Origin of the sequence: Archangium gephyra (genome assembly GCF_049060025.1) — a bacterium.
Lineage (GTDB): Bacteria > Myxococcota > Myxococcia > Myxococcales > Myxococcaceae > Archangium > Archangium gephyra_A.
This window is the reverse complement of the sequence record NZ_JBMEQQ010000002.1, coordinates 606,188-620,916: the sequence shown is the minus strand read 5'-3', so window position 1 is coordinate 620,916 and position 14,729 is coordinate 606,188. Positions and strand designations below refer to the sequence as shown.

General features: G+C 65.6%; 23 protein-coding genes. All 23 read right to left on the bottom strand.

The window, feature by feature from the left end:
* Window positions 1-128: 128 nt before the first annotated feature.
* The 23 genes from secY to fusA all read right to left on the bottom strand — a co-directional run bounded on the left by secY (window position 129) and on the right by fusA (window position 14,671).
* A complete protein-coding gene (secY, locus tag ACN28I_RS02895) occupies window positions 129-1,475 on the bottom strand; it encodes a preprotein translocase subunit SecY (RefSeq protein WP_420940628.1) in 1,347 nt (448 codons plus the stop codon).
* Between the two features lie 126 nt (window positions 1,476-1,601).
* Entirely contained in the window at window positions 1,602-2,117 is a 516-nt protein-coding gene (gene rplO / locus ACN28I_RS02890; protein WP_420940627.1) for a 50S ribosomal protein L15, read from the bottom strand.
* A 13-nt stretch (window positions 2,118-2,130) separates the two neighbouring features.
* Window positions 2,131-2,394: a 50S ribosomal protein L30 gene (rpmD, locus tag ACN28I_RS02885; protein WP_420940626.1), complete on the bottom strand. Its 264-nt coding sequence runs from the start codon at window positions 2,392-2,394 to the stop codon at window positions 2,131-2,133.
* Window positions 2,395-2,396: 2 nt separating this feature from the next.
* Entirely contained in the window at window positions 2,397-2,915 is a 519-nt protein-coding gene (gene rpsE / locus ACN28I_RS02880; RefSeq protein WP_420940625.1) for a 30S ribosomal protein S5, read from the bottom strand.
* A gap of 27 nt (window positions 2,916-2,942) precedes the next feature.
* A complete protein-coding gene (gene rplR / locus ACN28I_RS02875) occupies window positions 2,943-3,299 on the bottom strand; it encodes a 50S ribosomal protein L18 (protein WP_375773220.1) in 357 nt (118 codons plus the stop codon).
* A gap of 96 nt (window positions 3,300-3,395) precedes the next feature.
* Window positions 3,396-3,965 (bottom strand): 50S ribosomal protein L6, encoded by a 570-nt coding sequence (rplF, locus tag ACN28I_RS02870; protein ID WP_420940624.1) that lies wholly within the window; start codon window positions 3,963-3,965, stop codon window positions 3,396-3,398.
* Between the two features lie 60 nt (window positions 3,966-4,025).
* Window positions 4,026-4,427 carry a 30S ribosomal protein S8 gene (gene rpsH / locus ACN28I_RS02865; RefSeq protein WP_420940623.1) on the bottom strand — a complete coding sequence of 134 codons (402 nt, stop codon included), beginning with the start codon at window positions 4,425-4,427 and terminating at the stop codon, window positions 4,026-4,028.
* 174 nt (window positions 4,428-4,601) lie between these two features.
* Window positions 4,602-4,787, bottom strand: a complete 186-nt coding sequence (locus tag ACN28I_RS02860) for a type Z 30S ribosomal protein S14 (protein WP_043409024.1) — start codon at window positions 4,785-4,787, stop codon at window positions 4,602-4,604.
* Between the two features lie 15 nt (window positions 4,788-4,802).
* Window positions 4,803-5,453: a 50S ribosomal protein L5 gene (rplE, locus tag ACN28I_RS02855; RefSeq protein WP_420940622.1), complete on the bottom strand. Its 651-nt coding sequence runs from the start codon at window positions 5,451-5,453 to the stop codon at window positions 4,803-4,805.
* A gap of 175 nt (window positions 5,454-5,628) precedes the next feature.
* Window positions 5,629-5,958: a 50S ribosomal protein L24 gene (rplX, locus tag ACN28I_RS02850; protein ID WP_420940621.1), complete on the bottom strand. Its 330-nt coding sequence runs from the start codon at window positions 5,956-5,958 to the stop codon at window positions 5,629-5,631.
* A 37-nt stretch (window positions 5,959-5,995) separates the two neighbouring features.
* The gene (gene rplN, locus ACN28I_RS02845) at window positions 5,996-6,364 is read right to left on the bottom strand and encodes a 50S ribosomal protein L14 (protein WP_420940620.1); all 369 of its coding nucleotides are present in this window, start codon (window positions 6,362-6,364) and stop codon (window positions 5,996-5,998) included.
* Between the two features lie 106 nt (window positions 6,365-6,470).
* Window positions 6,471-6,785 carry a 30S ribosomal protein S17 gene (gene rpsQ, locus ACN28I_RS02840; protein WP_420940619.1) on the bottom strand — a complete coding sequence of 105 codons (315 nt, stop codon included), beginning with the start codon at window positions 6,783-6,785 and terminating at the stop codon, window positions 6,471-6,473.
* A gap of 11 nt (window positions 6,786-6,796) precedes the next feature.
* On the bottom strand, window positions 6,797-7,003 hold the full coding sequence (gene rpmC, locus ACN28I_RS02835) for a 50S ribosomal protein L29 (protein WP_047857263.1): 207 nt from the start codon (window positions 7,001-7,003) through the stop codon (window positions 6,797-6,799).
* A 65-nt stretch (window positions 7,004-7,068) separates the two neighbouring features.
* Window positions 7,069-7,488 (bottom strand): 50S ribosomal protein L16, encoded by a 420-nt coding sequence (gene rplP / locus ACN28I_RS02830; RefSeq protein ID WP_420940618.1) that lies wholly within the window; start codon window positions 7,486-7,488, stop codon window positions 7,069-7,071.
* Window positions 7,489-7,546: 58 nt separating this feature from the next.
* Window positions 7,547-8,212 (bottom strand): 30S ribosomal protein S3, encoded by a 666-nt coding sequence (rpsC, locus tag ACN28I_RS02825; RefSeq protein ID WP_375773214.1) that lies wholly within the window; start codon window positions 8,210-8,212, stop codon window positions 7,547-7,549.
* A 46-nt stretch (window positions 8,213-8,258) separates the two neighbouring features.
* Window positions 8,259-8,606 carry a 50S ribosomal protein L22 gene (gene rplV, locus ACN28I_RS02820; protein ID WP_047857261.1) on the bottom strand — a complete coding sequence of 116 codons (348 nt, stop codon included), beginning with the start codon at window positions 8,604-8,606 and terminating at the stop codon, window positions 8,259-8,261.
* Between the two features lie 40 nt (window positions 8,607-8,646).
* Window positions 8,647-8,928 (bottom strand): 30S ribosomal protein S19, encoded by a 282-nt coding sequence (gene rpsS, locus ACN28I_RS02815; protein WP_267537797.1) that lies wholly within the window; start codon window positions 8,926-8,928, stop codon window positions 8,647-8,649.
* 15 nt (window positions 8,929-8,943) lie between these two features.
* A complete protein-coding gene (rplB, locus tag ACN28I_RS02810) occupies window positions 8,944-9,789 on the bottom strand; it encodes a 50S ribosomal protein L2 (RefSeq protein WP_420940617.1) in 846 nt (281 codons plus the stop codon).
* A 32-nt stretch (window positions 9,790-9,821) separates the two neighbouring features.
* Window positions 9,822-10,115 carry a 50S ribosomal protein L23 gene (locus ACN28I_RS02805; RefSeq protein ID WP_420940616.1) on the bottom strand — a complete coding sequence of 98 codons (294 nt, stop codon included), beginning with the start codon at window positions 10,113-10,115 and terminating at the stop codon, window positions 9,822-9,824.
* A complete protein-coding gene (gene rplD, locus ACN28I_RS02800; protein WP_420940615.1) occupies window positions 10,112-10,735 on the bottom strand; it encodes a 50S ribosomal protein L4 in 624 nt (207 codons plus the stop codon). Before rplD ends, ACN28I_RS02805 begins: the two co-directional genes overlap by 4 nt.
* Window positions 10,736-10,788: 53 nt before the next feature.
* Window positions 10,789-11,097 carry a 30S ribosomal protein S10 gene (rpsJ, locus tag ACN28I_RS02795; RefSeq protein WP_002625389.1) on the bottom strand — a complete coding sequence of 103 codons (309 nt, stop codon included), beginning with the start codon at window positions 11,095-11,097 and terminating at the stop codon, window positions 10,789-10,791.
* 190 nt (window positions 11,098-11,287) lie between these two features.
* A complete protein-coding gene (gene tuf / locus ACN28I_RS02790) occupies window positions 11,288-12,478 on the bottom strand; it encodes an elongation factor Tu (RefSeq protein WP_420940614.1) in 1,191 nt (396 codons plus the stop codon).
* A 117-nt stretch (window positions 12,479-12,595) separates the two neighbouring features.
* Window positions 12,596-14,671: an elongation factor G gene (gene fusA / locus ACN28I_RS02785; protein ID WP_420940613.1), complete on the bottom strand. Its 2,076-nt coding sequence runs from the start codon at window positions 14,669-14,671 to the stop codon at window positions 12,596-12,598.
* Window positions 14,672-14,729: the final 58 nt, after the last annotated feature.

Below are 14,729 nucleotides of genomic sequence, written 5' to 3'. Positions count from 1 at the left end.
GCTCGACAGGAAGGAGCGCGGAAGGGCCACGGCGCGAACATCCTCCCGCTGCTCACACACCCCAGGAACGACGAGGCGCCCCTCCCCGGGGTGCGGGGGGAGGAGCGCCAGGGAAACGGCTGACTCGACTAAGCCGCCACGCGAACCCGGCCGCGGATGCGGGGGCCGCGCGGACCGGCGAAGCCCTCGTAGTTGCGGCTGATCAGGTGGCCTTCGATCTGCTGCACCGTGTCCAGCGCCACGCCCACGACGATGAGGAGCGCCGTGCCACCGAAGGTGAAGCGCACGCCCAGCACGCCGCTGATGATGGACGGAATCACGCAGATGGCGGCCAGGTAGAGCGCGCCACCGAAGGTGATGCGGTTGAGCACGCCCTCGATGAAGTCCGCCGTCTGCCGGCCCGGACGGATGCCCGGGATGTAGCCGCCCTGCTTCTTGATGTTGTCCGCCACGTCATCCGGCCGGAAGGTCAGCGCCGTGTAGAAGAACGCGAAGAAGATGATGAGCAGCACGAAGATGCCGTTGTAGACCCAGGGGCTGCCCTCGATGCTGCGCTGCACGTTCTGCAGGAACGGGAACCAGGTGCCCAGCGTGGCCGGGAAGGACAGCAGCGCGCCGGCGAAGATCGGAGGAATCACGCCCGCGGTGTTGACCTTCATCGGGAAGTAGGTGGCCTGGCCCGCGAACATCCGCCGCCCGGCCATCCGCTTGGCGTACTGCACCGGAATCCGCCGCATGCCGCGCTCGACGTAGCAGACCACGCCCACCACCAGCACCATGAAGGCCAGCAGGGCGCCCACGGCCGCCACGCTGATGATCTCCTGCGCGATCATGTCCAGCAGCGTCTTACCGCTGGGCAGCAGACCGGCGACGATACCGGCGAAGATGATGAGGGAAATGCCGTTGCCGATGCCGCGCTCGGTGATGCGCTCACCCAGCCACATGATGAACGCGGTGCCCGCCGTCAGGGAGATGACGGTCATGAACGTGAACCAGGCGTTGTCGTTGGGAACGACGACCTGGTTGAAGCCGCTCTGGCCCGCGTCGGAGCGGCCCAGCGAGGCCAGCCAGCGCGAGATGCCGATGCCCTGGATGACGGACAGACCGATGGTACCGTAGCGGGTGTACTGGTTGATCTTCTGACGGCCGCCAGCACCCTCCTTCTGGAGCCGCTCCAGGCTGGGCACGACCACGGCCAGCAACTGGATGATGATGGAGGCGGACACGTACGGCATGATGCCCAGACCGAAGATGGACATCTGGTCCAGGCCGCCGCCGGAGAAGAGATTGAAGAGCGAGAACAGGCCGCCCGACTGGCGCTGGGCGTCCATGAACGCGTTCATCGCCGCCCGGTCCACGCCAGGCGTGTTGATGAAAATACCGATGCGGTACACCGCGAGCAGCCCCAGCGTATAGATGAGCCGGCTGCGCAGCTCCGCGATGCGGAAGACGTTGGCGAAGGCGTTCAGAGCCACGTGGGAACCATCCCCCAAAAAGGTTTCAGCGAGAACAGCAGCGCCCCCGTCCGAATTCGGAAAGGGGCGCGGAATCCTACACGGATAGAGAGGCGCGCACCACTAGGAGTGTGATGCGCCCTCCCCTCACGACTTGGCCTTCTTGACACCCTTACCGCTGTGGGCCTTGGCGGCGGACTCGGGCTTGTGGGCCACGAGCGGCAGCTCCTCGACGGAACCGCCCGCCTTCTCGACCGCCTCGCGGGCCGCGGCCGAGAGCTTGTGCGCCCGGACGGTCAGCTTCTTGGTGAGCGTGCCGTTTCCGAGCACCTTCACGCCGTCGTACCGGCCCTTCACCAGGCCGCGCGTCTTCAGCGCCGCCTCGTCCACCGTGGCGCCCGCGTCGAACGCCTCAAGGTCCGCCAGGTTCACCACCGCGTAGATGGTCCGGTTGGGAGAGGTGAAGCCGAACTTCGGCAGCCGGCGCTGCAGGGGGCTCTGACCGCCCTCGAAGCCCTCGAACCGCATATTACCGGAACGGGCCTTCTGGCCCTTGCCACCGCGGCCGGCCGTCTTGCCCAGACCGCTACCCTGGCCACGGCCCACCCGCTTCTTGCGGTGCCACGAGCCAGCGGGGCGCTTCAGGTTGTTGAGCGTAGTCATTGTCTGAACCCTCTTAGGCCTTGGTGGCCTGGCGGGCGCGCGCGGCGTCCCGGGCCCGGATGTGCCGGGGCTTGCGACGGGTGGTCTTCGGGGCGTCGCCCTGCACCGTCTCGGACGTCACCAGGTGACGCACCTTGTTCACCATGCCGCGATTCGCCGGCGTGTCCTGGAGGAGCCGCTCGTCGCCGAACTTCTTCAGCCCGAGGCTCCGGATGGTCGCGAGCTGGTCCTCGGACGAACCCGCGAAGCTCTTCGTCAGCTTGACCTTGAGCGCCATGATTAACCCCTCGCCTCTTCGGACTTCTGGGGACCCACGTCCTTGCCGCGCAGGCGGGACACCTGCTCCGGCGAACGCAGCGTCTTCAGGCCGGCCATCGTAGCCTTCAGCACGTTGTGGGGGTTCCGCGAGCCCTGGCTCTTGGTCAGGATGTTGCGGATACCCGCCGCCTCGAGGACCGCGCGCACCGCACCACCGGCGATGACACCCGTACCCTCACCGGCCGGCTTCAGGAGCACCCAGCCCGCGCCGAAGTGCCCGAGCACCTCGTGAGGAATGGTGTGGCCCTGCAGCGGAACGCGGAACAGGTTCTTCTTCGCGTTCTCGCCCCCCTTGCGGATGGCCTCGGGGACTTCATTGGCCTTGCCCAGGCCGATGCCGACGTGGCCGGCACCGTCGCCCACCACCACCAGCGCGGCGAACGAGAAGCGTCGGCCGCCCTTCACCACCTTGGCGACGCGGTTGATATTCACCACCCGGTCGGTGAGGTCGAGATCGTTTGGATTGATCGGAGTTGCCACTTGGGAACTTCCTTATTCGAAAGGTTTCTAGAACTTCAGCCCGCCCTCACGCGCGGCATCAGCCACGGCGGCGATACGGCCATGGTAGGGGAAGCCGTTGCGATCGAACACCACCGCGTCGACATTGGCCGCCTTGCACTTCTGGGCAATCAGGGCGCCCACGCGCTTGGCCTCGGCCTTCTTGTCGCCCTCGGCGTTGCCCTTGAGCTCCTTGGAGAGCGACGAGGCGAAGGCCAGGGTGCGGCCCGTGGTGTCGTCCACCACCTGGGCGTAGATGTGCTTGAGGCTCTTGTAGACCGACAGGCGCGGGCGCTCGGTGGTACCCGAGAGCTTCCGGCGGATGCGGTCCTTCCTCTTGAGGCGCGGATCGAGTTTCTTCGACATGGATGATTCCTTCTCCGTCCGGCGGTGATGGGGACTTCCACCGCCGGATGATTGCGCGGCTCCAGCGGGAGCCGCGCGGTTGGGTGTTCACTCCGACTAGGCGGTGCCCGTCTTGCCTTCCTTGCGACGGATCTTCTCGGTCGAGTACTTGATGCCCTTGCCCTTGTACGGCTCGGGCGGGCGCAGCGCGCGGATCTTCACGGCGGCGGCCCCGAGGGCCTCCTTGTCCGCGGACCGGAGCGTCAGACCCAGGGTGGGCAGACCGTCCTCCGAGCGGGCGGCCTTGTCGACCTCGGCCGTCACGCCCTCGGGCAGGTTGAACACCACCGGGTGCGAGAAGCCCAGCGACATGTTGATCGTCTTGCCCTTGACCTCGGCGCGGAAACCGACGCCGCGGATGTCCAGGCGGCGCTCGAAGCCCGTCGACACGCCCTTGGCCGCGTTGGCCAGCAGCGTGCGCGTCAGGCCGTGCAGGCTGCGGGCCTCGCGCGACTCATCCTCGCGATCCACCCGCACCTCGTTGCCAGCGATCGTCACCTTCACGCCCTTGGCGGGAAGCTGAACGACCATCTTGCCCTTGGGGCCTTCGAAACTGACCTGGCGGCCCGACACAGTGGCCTTCGTCTTGTCCGCCAGCTTGACCGGAAGCTTTCCAATCCGACTCATGATTTCCTCAGTGCAGTCAGTCCAGGTCGCGGCGGTGAGCCGCGGCACCCGGGGGGCTGGCTAGTAGACGGTGCAGAGCAGCTCGCCGCCGACCTTCTGCTTGCGAGCCTCGGAGTCCACCATCACGCCCTTGGAGGTGGACAGAATCGAGATGCCCAGGCCGCCGAGCACCTGAGGAATCTCACGCACGTTGACGTAACGGCGCAGACCGGGCTTGGACACGCGGCGGATGCCGGTGATGGCCGGAGCGCGATCCTGGCCGTACTTCAGCTGGACCGAGATCTCGTTCTGCGGGGCGCGCTCGTGGACGGTGTAGTCGCCGATGAAGCCCTCGGACTTGAGGACCTTGATGATCTCGAGCTTGAGGTTCGAGTGCGGCATGACGACCTTGTCGTGACGCGCGCGCGAGCCGTTGCGCAGGCGGGTCAGCATGTCGCCAATGGGATCGTTGACAACCGACATAATGCTACCTTCCGTGCGGAGCGGTTCCACCGCTTCCGCGCTCGCAACCGCCGCGCCTGCCGGGCCCATCCCGGGGGTTCGCCACGGTTGCCATGCATGAACTGCTTCGGCCCGCCCTTCAGGGGCGGACCAGGCACCCGGACCCCTGCTCGGGGTCCGGAAGCCCGCGTCCCGCTACCAGGACGACTTGGTGACGCCGGTGATCTCGCCGCGGAGCGCGCGGTGCCGGAAGCAGATACGGCACATGTTGAACTTCCGCAGGAACGCGCGGGGCCGGCCGCAGAGCGGGCAGCGGTTGTAGGCGCGGACGGAGAACTTCGGCTTGCGCTTCGCCTGGGCGATCTTCGAGAGCTTGGCCATGGATGCGAATCCTCGTTACTGGCGGAACGGCATGCCGAAGTGACGCATCAGCGCCAGCCCCTGCTCATCGTTCGCCGCAGTGGTGACGAAGCTGATGTTGAGCCCCTTCACCTTCTCGATCTGGTCGTAGTTGATTTCCGGGAAGATGATCTGCTCGCGCACGCCGAGCGTGTAGTTGCCCTTCCCGTCGAACGCCTTGGGGGACACGCCCTTGAAGTCACGCACGCGCGGCAGCGCCACGGTGATGAGGCGGTCCAGGAATTCGTACATGCGGTCGCCACGCAGGGTGACGGCGCAACCGATGGCCTGGCCCTGGCGCAGCTTGAAGTTCGCGATGGACTTGCGGGCGCGGGTCACCACGGGCTTCTGACCGGTGATGGCACCCAGCTGGTCCACGGCGGACTCGAGGATCTTGTTGTTGGCGAGCGCCTCGCCCAGACCCATGTTGACGACGATCTTCTCGAGGCGGGGAACCTCCATCGGGTTCTTGAGCGCCAGCTCCTTCATCAGCGCAGGCACGCCGTCCGTGCGGAAGCGCAGCTTGAGACGCGCCGGGCCGACCTTGAGGCCCTCCTCGATGTTCGCCGCGAAGCCTGCCTTCTTGACTTCTTCCTTCTTGCGGCCCTTCTTTTCCTTCTTCGCCGCGTCCTTCTTCTCTTCAGCCATCGTCTTATCCTCTGCTTCGGAGCGCCGCCGTGGACCCAGCGCGCCGATCAGTACAGCGTGGAAACTGGTAACACCGGAGCCCCCACGGGTCCTTCGGGGCCCCGGGTATGCTCGCCCGCCCTCCCCTCACCCGAGGTAGGGCAAAGGGCGCGCATACATGCCCGAACCGCTACCCCTAGTCAATCAGGGCGTCGCAATTCTTGCAGAACCGCTTCTTCTTGTCCCCATCAGCCCGGATGCCCACGCGGGTCGGCGTGTTGCACTTGGCGCAGACCACCTGCACGTCCGAGATGTGGATGGTGCCCGGCTTCTCCACGATGCCGCCCTCGGGCTGCTGGGGCGTCTTGCGGAGGTGCCGCTTGACCAGGCGCACGCCCTCGACGGTCACGCGCTGGGCCTCGCGGTCGATCTTCAGCACCTTGCCGCGCTTCGTCTCCGGGGTCTTCTCCGAGCGCTCTGCGCCGGCGATGACCTGGACGGTGTCTCCAACCTTGAGCTTCTCCATGGTTCCTCTCCCTCCTCGCGGACCGCCTGATGCCCTACTAGAGGACCTCGGGAGCGAGCGAGATGATCTTCATGAACTTGCGGGCGCGGAGCTCGCGGGCCACCGGCCCGAAGATGCGCGTCCCGATGGGCTCCATGTCCTTGTTGATGAGGACGGCGGAGTTGCCATCGAACTTGATGTAGCTGCCATCCGCACGGCCCAACTCGCGCGCGGTGCGCACGATGACCGCCTTGGCCACATCACCCTTCTTCACCTTGGAGTTCGGCAGCGCCTCGCGCACCGACACGACGATCACATCGCCGATGGACGCGTACTTGCGCTTCGAGCCGCCGAGCACCTTGATGCAGTACACCTTCTTGGCGCCCGAGTTGTCGGCCACATCGAGCACGCTGGACATCTGAATCATCTGGAATCTCCTATCTCAGCTACGGCAGGCCCCTCCGGTGAGGACGGGCACCGCGCGGCTCGAGCCACGGCCTCGCGCGCCTGTGGGCTGCGCGAGCTCGGACGGCTCAGACGTTCTTGCTCTTCTCCAACACCTCGACCACGCGCCAGCGCTTGTCCTTGGAAGCAGGACGGGTCTCGGAGATACGCACCCGGTCACCCTCGTTGATGGTGATCTTGGAGGGGTAGTCGTGATCCTCGACGTGCGCCTTGTACTTCTCGCGCATGCTCATGATCTTCCCGTACTTCGGGTGAGACGCGCGGCGCGAGACGGTAACAACCACCGTCTTCTGCATCTTGTTGGACGTCACGATCCCCACGCGGGTCTTGGGACGGCCGCGGGTGGAGGTCTTGGCAGAGGTGGATTGAGTCGCTTCAGCCATGAGAAAAGCTCCTAAGCCTTCTTCTCCGCCCGGGACTTCTCCCCCAGGACGGTCAGGATGCGCGCCAGGTCGCGCTTGTGCTGGGTGCGCTCGGACGGGTTGTCGAGCGAGCCGGTGGCCCGCTTGAGCTGATCCTGGAACAGCGTCTCGCGCAGCTCGGCCGCGCGCCGGTTCAGGTCGTCCGCCGAGAGCTCCTTGAGTTCCTTCGCAGTCGCCATCTTCAAATCTCCTTCAAGCCAGCGGGCGGCCCTCTACACCAGAGGGGCCGCCCGGAGGGCGAAAACTAGAGGGCCAGCTCGCTGCGGCTGACGATCTTCGTCAGCACGGGCAGCTTCGCCTGGGCCAGCTTCATGGCGGCCGTGGCAACCTCGGACGTCATACCCTCCATCTCGTAGAGGATGCGGCCGGGCTTGACCACCGCCACGTAGTACTCCACACCGCCCTTACCGGTACCCATGCGGGTCTCGGCGGGCTTCTTGGTGACCGGCTTGTCCGGGAACACGCGGATCCAGATCTTGCCGCCACGCTTGATGTGGCGCGTCATCGCGATACGGGCCGCCTCGATCTGCCGCGAGGTGATCCACCCCGGCTGCAGGGACATCAGGCCGTACTCACCGTAGGTGAGATCGCTGCCGCGGTGGGCCTGGCCGGGCATACGGCCCTTGTGCATCTTGCGGAATTTCGTACGAGCAGGCTGAAGCATCGTCGGTGTCCTTCAAGCCCGAGTGAGCCGCCCCTCTCGAGGCGGCTCCCGGGGAGAGTTAGCGGTTGGCGGCCGGCGCGGCCTGGTGGCCACCCTTGGTGGGCAGCACCTCGCCGCGGCAGATCCAGACCTTGCAACCGATCTTGCCGTAGGTGGTCTTGGCCTCGGCGAAACCGTAGTCGATGTCCGCGCGGAGGGTATGCAGGGGCACGCGGCCCTCGCGGTACCACTCGTAGCGAGCCATCTCCGCGCCGCCGAGACGGCCGGAGCAGGAGACCCGGATGCCCTTGGCGCCGAACTTCATCGCCGTCTGCAGCGCCTTCTTCATGGCGCGGCGGAAAGCGATACGGCGCTCGAGCTGGGTGGCGATGTTCTCGGCCACCAGCTGCGCGTCCGTCTCGGCCTTGCGGACCTCGACGATGTTGAGGAAGACCTCGTTCTTGGTGAACTGCTGCAGGTCCTTCTTCACCGTCTCGATGCCGGCACCGCGCTTGCCGATGACGATGCCCGGGCGCGCGGTGTGCACGTTGACCTTCACCTTGTTCGCCGCGCGCTCGATCTCCACCTTGGAGACACCCGCGTGGGCGAGCGACTTCTTCACGAACTCGCGGATGCGGATGTCTTCATGCAGCCACTGCGCGTAGTTCTTGTGCTCGAACCACTTGGAGTCCCAGGTCTTGATGACCCCGAGGCGGAACCCAATGGGATGGACTTTCTGGCCCAACGTGCTTCTCCTTCGAATCGGTTGCGTGGGGCGCCGAGGGGCGGCCTTACTTCTTGGCCGCCTCCTCCAGCACCACGTGAATGTGGCTGGTCTTCTTGTTGATGCGCGTGGCGCGGCCCATGGCGCGCGGCATATAGCGGCGCTGGGTCGGACCCTGATCCACCGAGATCGTCTTCACGATCAGCTTATCCACGTCGACCTGTCCCTTCGACAAGTCGGTCGCGTTGGCCACGGCGCTCTTGATGAGCTTGGCCACGGGGACCGCCGCGGCGCGGCTGGTGAAGCGCAGGATGTTCAGGGCCTGCCCCACCGGCTTGCCCCGGACGAGCGCCGCCACCGTGGAAACCTTACGGGGCGACATGCGCAGGAACCTCAGATGTGCCTTCGACTCCATGTCATCTCCTCTGGCGGACGCCGCCTGTCAGCGGGGCCGGCTACTTGCCCTTGGCGACCTTCTTCTCCGCCGAGTGACCGCCGAACGTACGCGTCGGGGCGAACTCGCCGAGCTTGTGGCCCACCATGTTCTCGGTCACGAAGACGGGGATGAACTTGCGGCCGTTGTGCACCGCGAAGGTGTGTCCCACGAACTCCGGCAGGATGGTGGAACGCCGGGACCACGTCTTCACAACACTCTTCTTGTTCGTCTTGATCATGTCCTCGATCTTCTTCACGAGGAAACCATCGACGAACGGACCCTTCTTGATCGAACGCGCCATTGTGTGAACCCTCGACTACTGGCTGCGCGCGCCCGGACGGCGGACGCTCACGATGAACTTGTCAGTACGCTTGTTGGTGCGCGTGCTGAGACCCTTGGTCTTCTTGCCCCACGGCGACACCGGATGCGGATTACCCTGGCCGGACTTACCCTCACCACCACCGTGCGGGTGATCGACGGGGTTCATCGCCAGACCGCGGACGGTGGGACGGATGCCCAGCCAGCGGCTGCGGCCGGCCTTGCCGCTGCGGATGATCTCGTGCTCCAGGTTGCCCACCTGGCCCACGGTCGCACGGCACTCGATGAGGACCATGCGCACACTGCCCGAGGGCAGACGGACCTGGGCGTAGCGGCCCTCCTTGGCCATGAGCTGGCCGGAGGAGCCCGCGGAGCGGATGATCTGGGCGCCACGGCCCGGCTTCAGCTCCACGTTGTGGATGACGGTACCGATCGGGATGTTGATCAGCGGGAGGCTGTTGCCCGGACGGATGTCCGCGCCCTCACCCGCCATGACGGTGTCACCGACCTTGAGGTCGACCGGGGCGAGGATGTAGCGCTTCTCGCCATCCGCGTAGTGCAGGAGGGCGATGTTGGCGGTGCGGTTCGGGTCGTACTCGACCGCGGCGACCTTGGCCGGCACGCCGTCCTTGTCCCGACGCTTGAAGTCGATGACGCGGTAGCGGCGCTTGTGACCACCGCCCTGGTGGCGGCGGGTGATGTGGCCGTGGACGTTACGGCCGCCGGACTTGTTCAGGGACTCGGTGAGCTTCTTCTCCGGCTTGCCCTTGGTGATGTCCGCGAAGTCAGACGCGGTCATCAGACGGCGGGCGGCGGAGGTCGGCTTGTACTTCTTGATGCCCATGGTGGTTCCTCAACGACGGTCAGCGCAATGCGCTAGACCGCGCCTCCCTCGAAGAGCTCGATCTTGTCCCCTTCCTTCAGGGTCACGACCGCCTTCTTGAAGTTCGGCCGCTTGCCAATCGAGCGACCCACGCGCTTGGTCTTGCCGCGCACGATGTTGGTCCGCACACCCTCGACGCTCACCTTGAAGAGCTTCTCGACGGCGTTGGCCACGTCGTACTTGGTGGCCTTCTTGTCGACGATGAACGAGTACTGCCGGAACTTCTCGCGGGCCGCGTCCAGCTTCTCGGTGATGAGCGGTCCCTTGATGACGTCGTTGATTTTCACGAGAGCGCCCCCTCGATGGCCTTCGCGGCCGCGGAAGTGAGCACCAGGTGCTTGTGGCGGAGCACGGACTCGAGGTTCAGGCCCTCGGGGGGCAGAACGTCGAACTTCGCCAGGTTGCGCACGCTGCGGTGCAGGTTGGTGTTGTCCTTGGCGTCGATGACCAGCGCGCCGGACAGCTTCAGGCGCTTGGTCAGAGCCTCGAAGGCCTGCTTGCTCTTGGGAGCGGACAGGCTGAAGTCGCTCACGATGATGAGCGTCTTCTCACGGGCGCGCAGCGACAGAGCCGCCTTGAGCGCACCGCGACGGACCTTCTTCGGAGGACGGTAGAAGTAGTCCCGCTGCTTCGGGCCCATCGCCTTGCCGCCGCCCACCCAGTGGGAAGCGCGGATGGAACCCTGACGAGCGCGGCCAGTACCCTTCTGCTTCCAGGGCTTCTTGCCACCACCGCTCACCAGCGAGGTGTTCTTCACACCCACCGTACCCCGGCGCCGGTTGATCTGCTGCATCTTCGCGACCTCATAAAAGAGGTTCGCGTTCGGCTCGGCACCGAAAACATCGTCGGAGAGCTGCAGCTCCGACACCTTCTTCAAATCCAAGTCGACTACGTCGAACTTCGCCATGGCTCTTTCCTCTGGGGAACGGAGTGGAACCGCGAGGGCTCAGCCCCGCTTCCTCAGGACTTGATCTCCACGTCAACGCCGGCCGAGAGATCCAGCTTCATCAGCGCGTCCAGCGTCTGCTGGGTCGGCTCGAGGATATCGAGCAGGCGCTTGTGAGTGCGGATCTCGAACTGCTCGCGGCTCTTCTTGTCCACGTGCGGCGAGCGCAGAACCGTGAACTTGTTGATGCGCGTGGGCAGGGGGATCGGACCGGCCACCTTGGCGCCCGTGCGCCGAGCCGTCTCCACGATCTCGCCAGCGCTCTGATCCAGGAGCTTGGAGTCGTACGCCTTCAGCCGGATGCGGATCTTCTGTGTCGCCATTCGCAAAAACCTCTTTAAACGGCCTCTGCCTTCGGGAGGCGCTACGACCAACGTCCCCTGGATGTCACAGAGCCATTTCTTCGAACGAAGGGGCGCGGCTTGTACCACCGGCCCCTGGTGGATGCAACCTTATTCCCACTTCCCCGAACTTTTCTGAACAGAAGCTCGGGGAAGCGAGGATACGACGAAACTACGCGATGATCTCGGCCACGACGCCGGCGCCCACGGTACGGCCACCCTCGCGAACAGCGAAGCGCAGCTCCTTCTCCATGGCCACAGGGGTGATCAGCTCCACCTCGATGGCGATGTTGTCGCCAGGCATCACCATCTCGACGTTGTCGGGCAGCTTCACCGTGCCCGTCACGTCCGTGGTGCGGAAGTAGAACTGCGGGCGGTAGCCCTTGAAGAACGGGGTGTGACGGCCACCCTCTTCCTTCGAGAGCACGTAGATCTGCGCCTTGAACTTGGTGTGCGGCGTGATGCTGCCCGGCTTGGAGAGCACCTGGCCACGCTCGAGGTCCTCACGCTTGAGGCCGCGCAGCAGCGCGCCGATGTTGTCGCCCGCGCGGCCCTCGTCCAGCAGCTTGCGGAACATCTCGACGCCCGTGACGACCGTCTTCTGCGTGGGGCGGATACCGACAATCTCGATTTCCTCGCCCACCTTGATGATGCCGCGCTCGACGCGGCCGGTGGCCACCGTACCGCGGCCGGCGATGGAGAACACGTCCTCCACCGGCATCAGGAAGGGCTTGTCCGTCGCGCGCTGCGGGGTGGGGATGTAGCTGTCCACCGCCTCCATCAGCTTGAGGATGGCCGGCTCGCCGATGTCCGAGGTGTCACCCTCGAGCGCCTTGAGGGCCGAGCCCGGGACGATGGGGATGGTGTCGCCCGGGAAGTCGTACTTCTTGAGCAGGTCGCGGACTTCCATCTCCACGAGCTCACGCAGCTCGGGGTCGTCCAGCATGTCGACCTTGTTCAGGAAGACCACGATGTAGGGGACGCCGACCTGGCGGGCGAGCAGGATGTGCTCGCGCGTCTGGGGCATCGGGCCGTCGGCGGCCGACACCACGAGGATGGCGCCGTCCATCTGCGCCGCGCCCGTGATCATGTTCTTCACGTAGTCGGCGTGGCCGGGGCAATCGACGTGGGCGTAGTGACGATTCTTCGTCTTGTACTCCACGTGCGCGGTCGAGATGGTGATGCCGCGCTCGCGCTCCTCGGGAGCCTTGTCGATCATGTCGTACGCGAGGAAGGTCGCGCCGCCGGTCTTCGCCAGCACCTTGGTGATGGCCGCCGTGAGGGACGTCTTGCCGTGGTCAACGTGGCCGATGGTGCCGATGTTGACGTGCGGCAAGCTTCTGTCGAACTTTTCCTTACTCATTGCTGCTCCTCGCAGACCGGATTCCGGCCGAATCGAGAAAAGGTGCTGCGTCGTGCTCCAAACCCGCGGAAACGTCAATCTAAATCGCCTGCCCCCCTTGCGAGGGGCCGGGGTGCATCAACGGTTCAGCACGTCCTTGGGTGCCGGCGCGTAGTGGCTGAACCGCATGGTGTAGGTCGCTCTTCCCTGGCTGCGGCTGCGCAGGTCGGTCGAGTACCCGAACATCTTGGCGAGAGGCACCTGGGCGTTGATGGCCTGCACGCCTCCCGGCCGGGGCTCCATGCCCATGATCTTCCCGCGGCGGCCGTTCAGGTCGCCGATGACGTCGCCCGTGAAGTCATCCGGGGTGACGATCTCGCAGTCCATGATGGGCTCGAGGAGCACCGGGGCAGCGGTGCGCATCGCGTCCCGGAAGGCCATCGAGCCGGCAATCTTGAAGGCGATCTCGCTCGAGTCCACGTCGTGCATCGAGCCGTCGTAGGCCTCCACCTTCACGTCCAGCATGGGGTAGCCCGCGATGGGGCCACTCTGCATGGACTCCTGGACGCCCTGCCTCGCCGCCTCGACGAACTCCTTGGTCACCGCCCCGCCGACGATCTTGTTCTCGAAGGCGAAGCCCGCGCCCGGCTCGTTGGGAGCCACCCGCAGGTTGATGTGGCCGTACATGCCCTTGCCACCCGTCTGGCGGATGTACTTGCCCTCGGACTCCACCGCCTGGGTGATCGTCTCGCGGTAGGCCACCTGCGGCTTGCCTACGTTGGCGTCGACCTTGAACTCGCGCAGGAGCCGGTCGACGATGATCTCCAGGTGCAGCTCGCCCATGCCGGCGATGATGGTCTGCCCCGTCTCCTCGTTCGTCTTCACGCGGAAGGACGGGTCCTCCATCGACAGGCGGGCGAGGCTGGTGATGATCTTGTCCTGGTCCGCCGTCGACTTCGGCTCGATGGCCACGTCGATGACGGGCTCGGGGAAGTCCATCCGCTCCAGGATGATGGGGTGCTTGTCGTCGCAGAGCGTGTCGCCCGTGGTGGCCAGCTTCAGGCCCACCACCGCGCAGATGTCACCGGCGTAGCACTCCTGGACCTCGTCCTTCTTGTCCGCGCGCATCTGCACCAGACGGCTGATGCGCTCGCGCTTGCCCTTCACCGAGTTCCACGCCGCCGTGCCCGCCTCCAGCTTGCCCGAGTAGATGCGGAGGAACGTCAGCGTCTGCGACGGGAACTGCGGGTCGTTCATGATCTTGAACGCCAGCGCGCTGAAGGGCGCCTTGTCATCCGTCGGCCGCGTCTCGTCCTCGCCCTTGGGCGTCTTGCCATGCACCGGGGGCACTTCCAGCGGGTTGGGCAGGTAGTCCACCACCGCGTCCAGCAGGGGCTGCACGCCCTTGTGCTTGAAGGCCGAGCCACAGAACACGGGGAAGATCTTCAGCCCCAGGCACCCCTTGCGGATGGCGCCGCGGATCTCCGCCTCGGTCAGCTCCGTGCCCTCAAGGAACTTCTCGGTGAGCGCATCGTCCTGCTCGGCCGCCGTCTCGACGAGCTCGCTCCGGGCCGCGGTGGCCTCCTCGAGGAACTCCTCGGGAATGTCCACCACGTCGTACCGGCTGCCCTGCTCCGAGTCCTGGAAGACGAGCGCCTTCATCCGGACCAGGTCGATCACGCCGCGGTGCTTGTCCTCGGCTCCCAGCGGGAGCTGCAGACGCACGGGACGCGCGCCCAGCTTCTCGCGAATGGTGTTGACGGACATCGTGTAGTCCGCGCCCACCCGGTCCATCTTGTTCACGAAGCAGATGCGGGGGACCTTGTACTTGTCCGCCTGGCGCCAGACCGTCTCGGTCTGGGGCTCCACACCGTTCACGCCGTCGAACACGGCGATGGCCCCGTCCAGCACACGCAGCGAGCGCTCCACCTCGATGGTGAAGTCCACGTGGCCCGGGGTGTCGATGATGTTGATGCGGTACTTCTGCTCGCTCCTGCTCCAGAACGCGGTGATGGCGGCGGAGGTGATGGTGATGCCGCGCTCGCGCTCCTGGGGCATCCAGTCCGTGGTCGTGGTGCCTTCATGCACCTCGCCCATCTTGTGGATGGCTCCCGTATAGAACAGGATCCGTTCCGTGGTCGTGGTCTTGCCGGCATCGATGTGCGCCATGATGCCGATGTTGCGATAGCGCTCGAGCGGATACTCGCGAGGCATTTCTCCGAACCTCTCCAGAACAGGACGGGCGGTTGCCCTGCCCTTCCAACCACGAAAC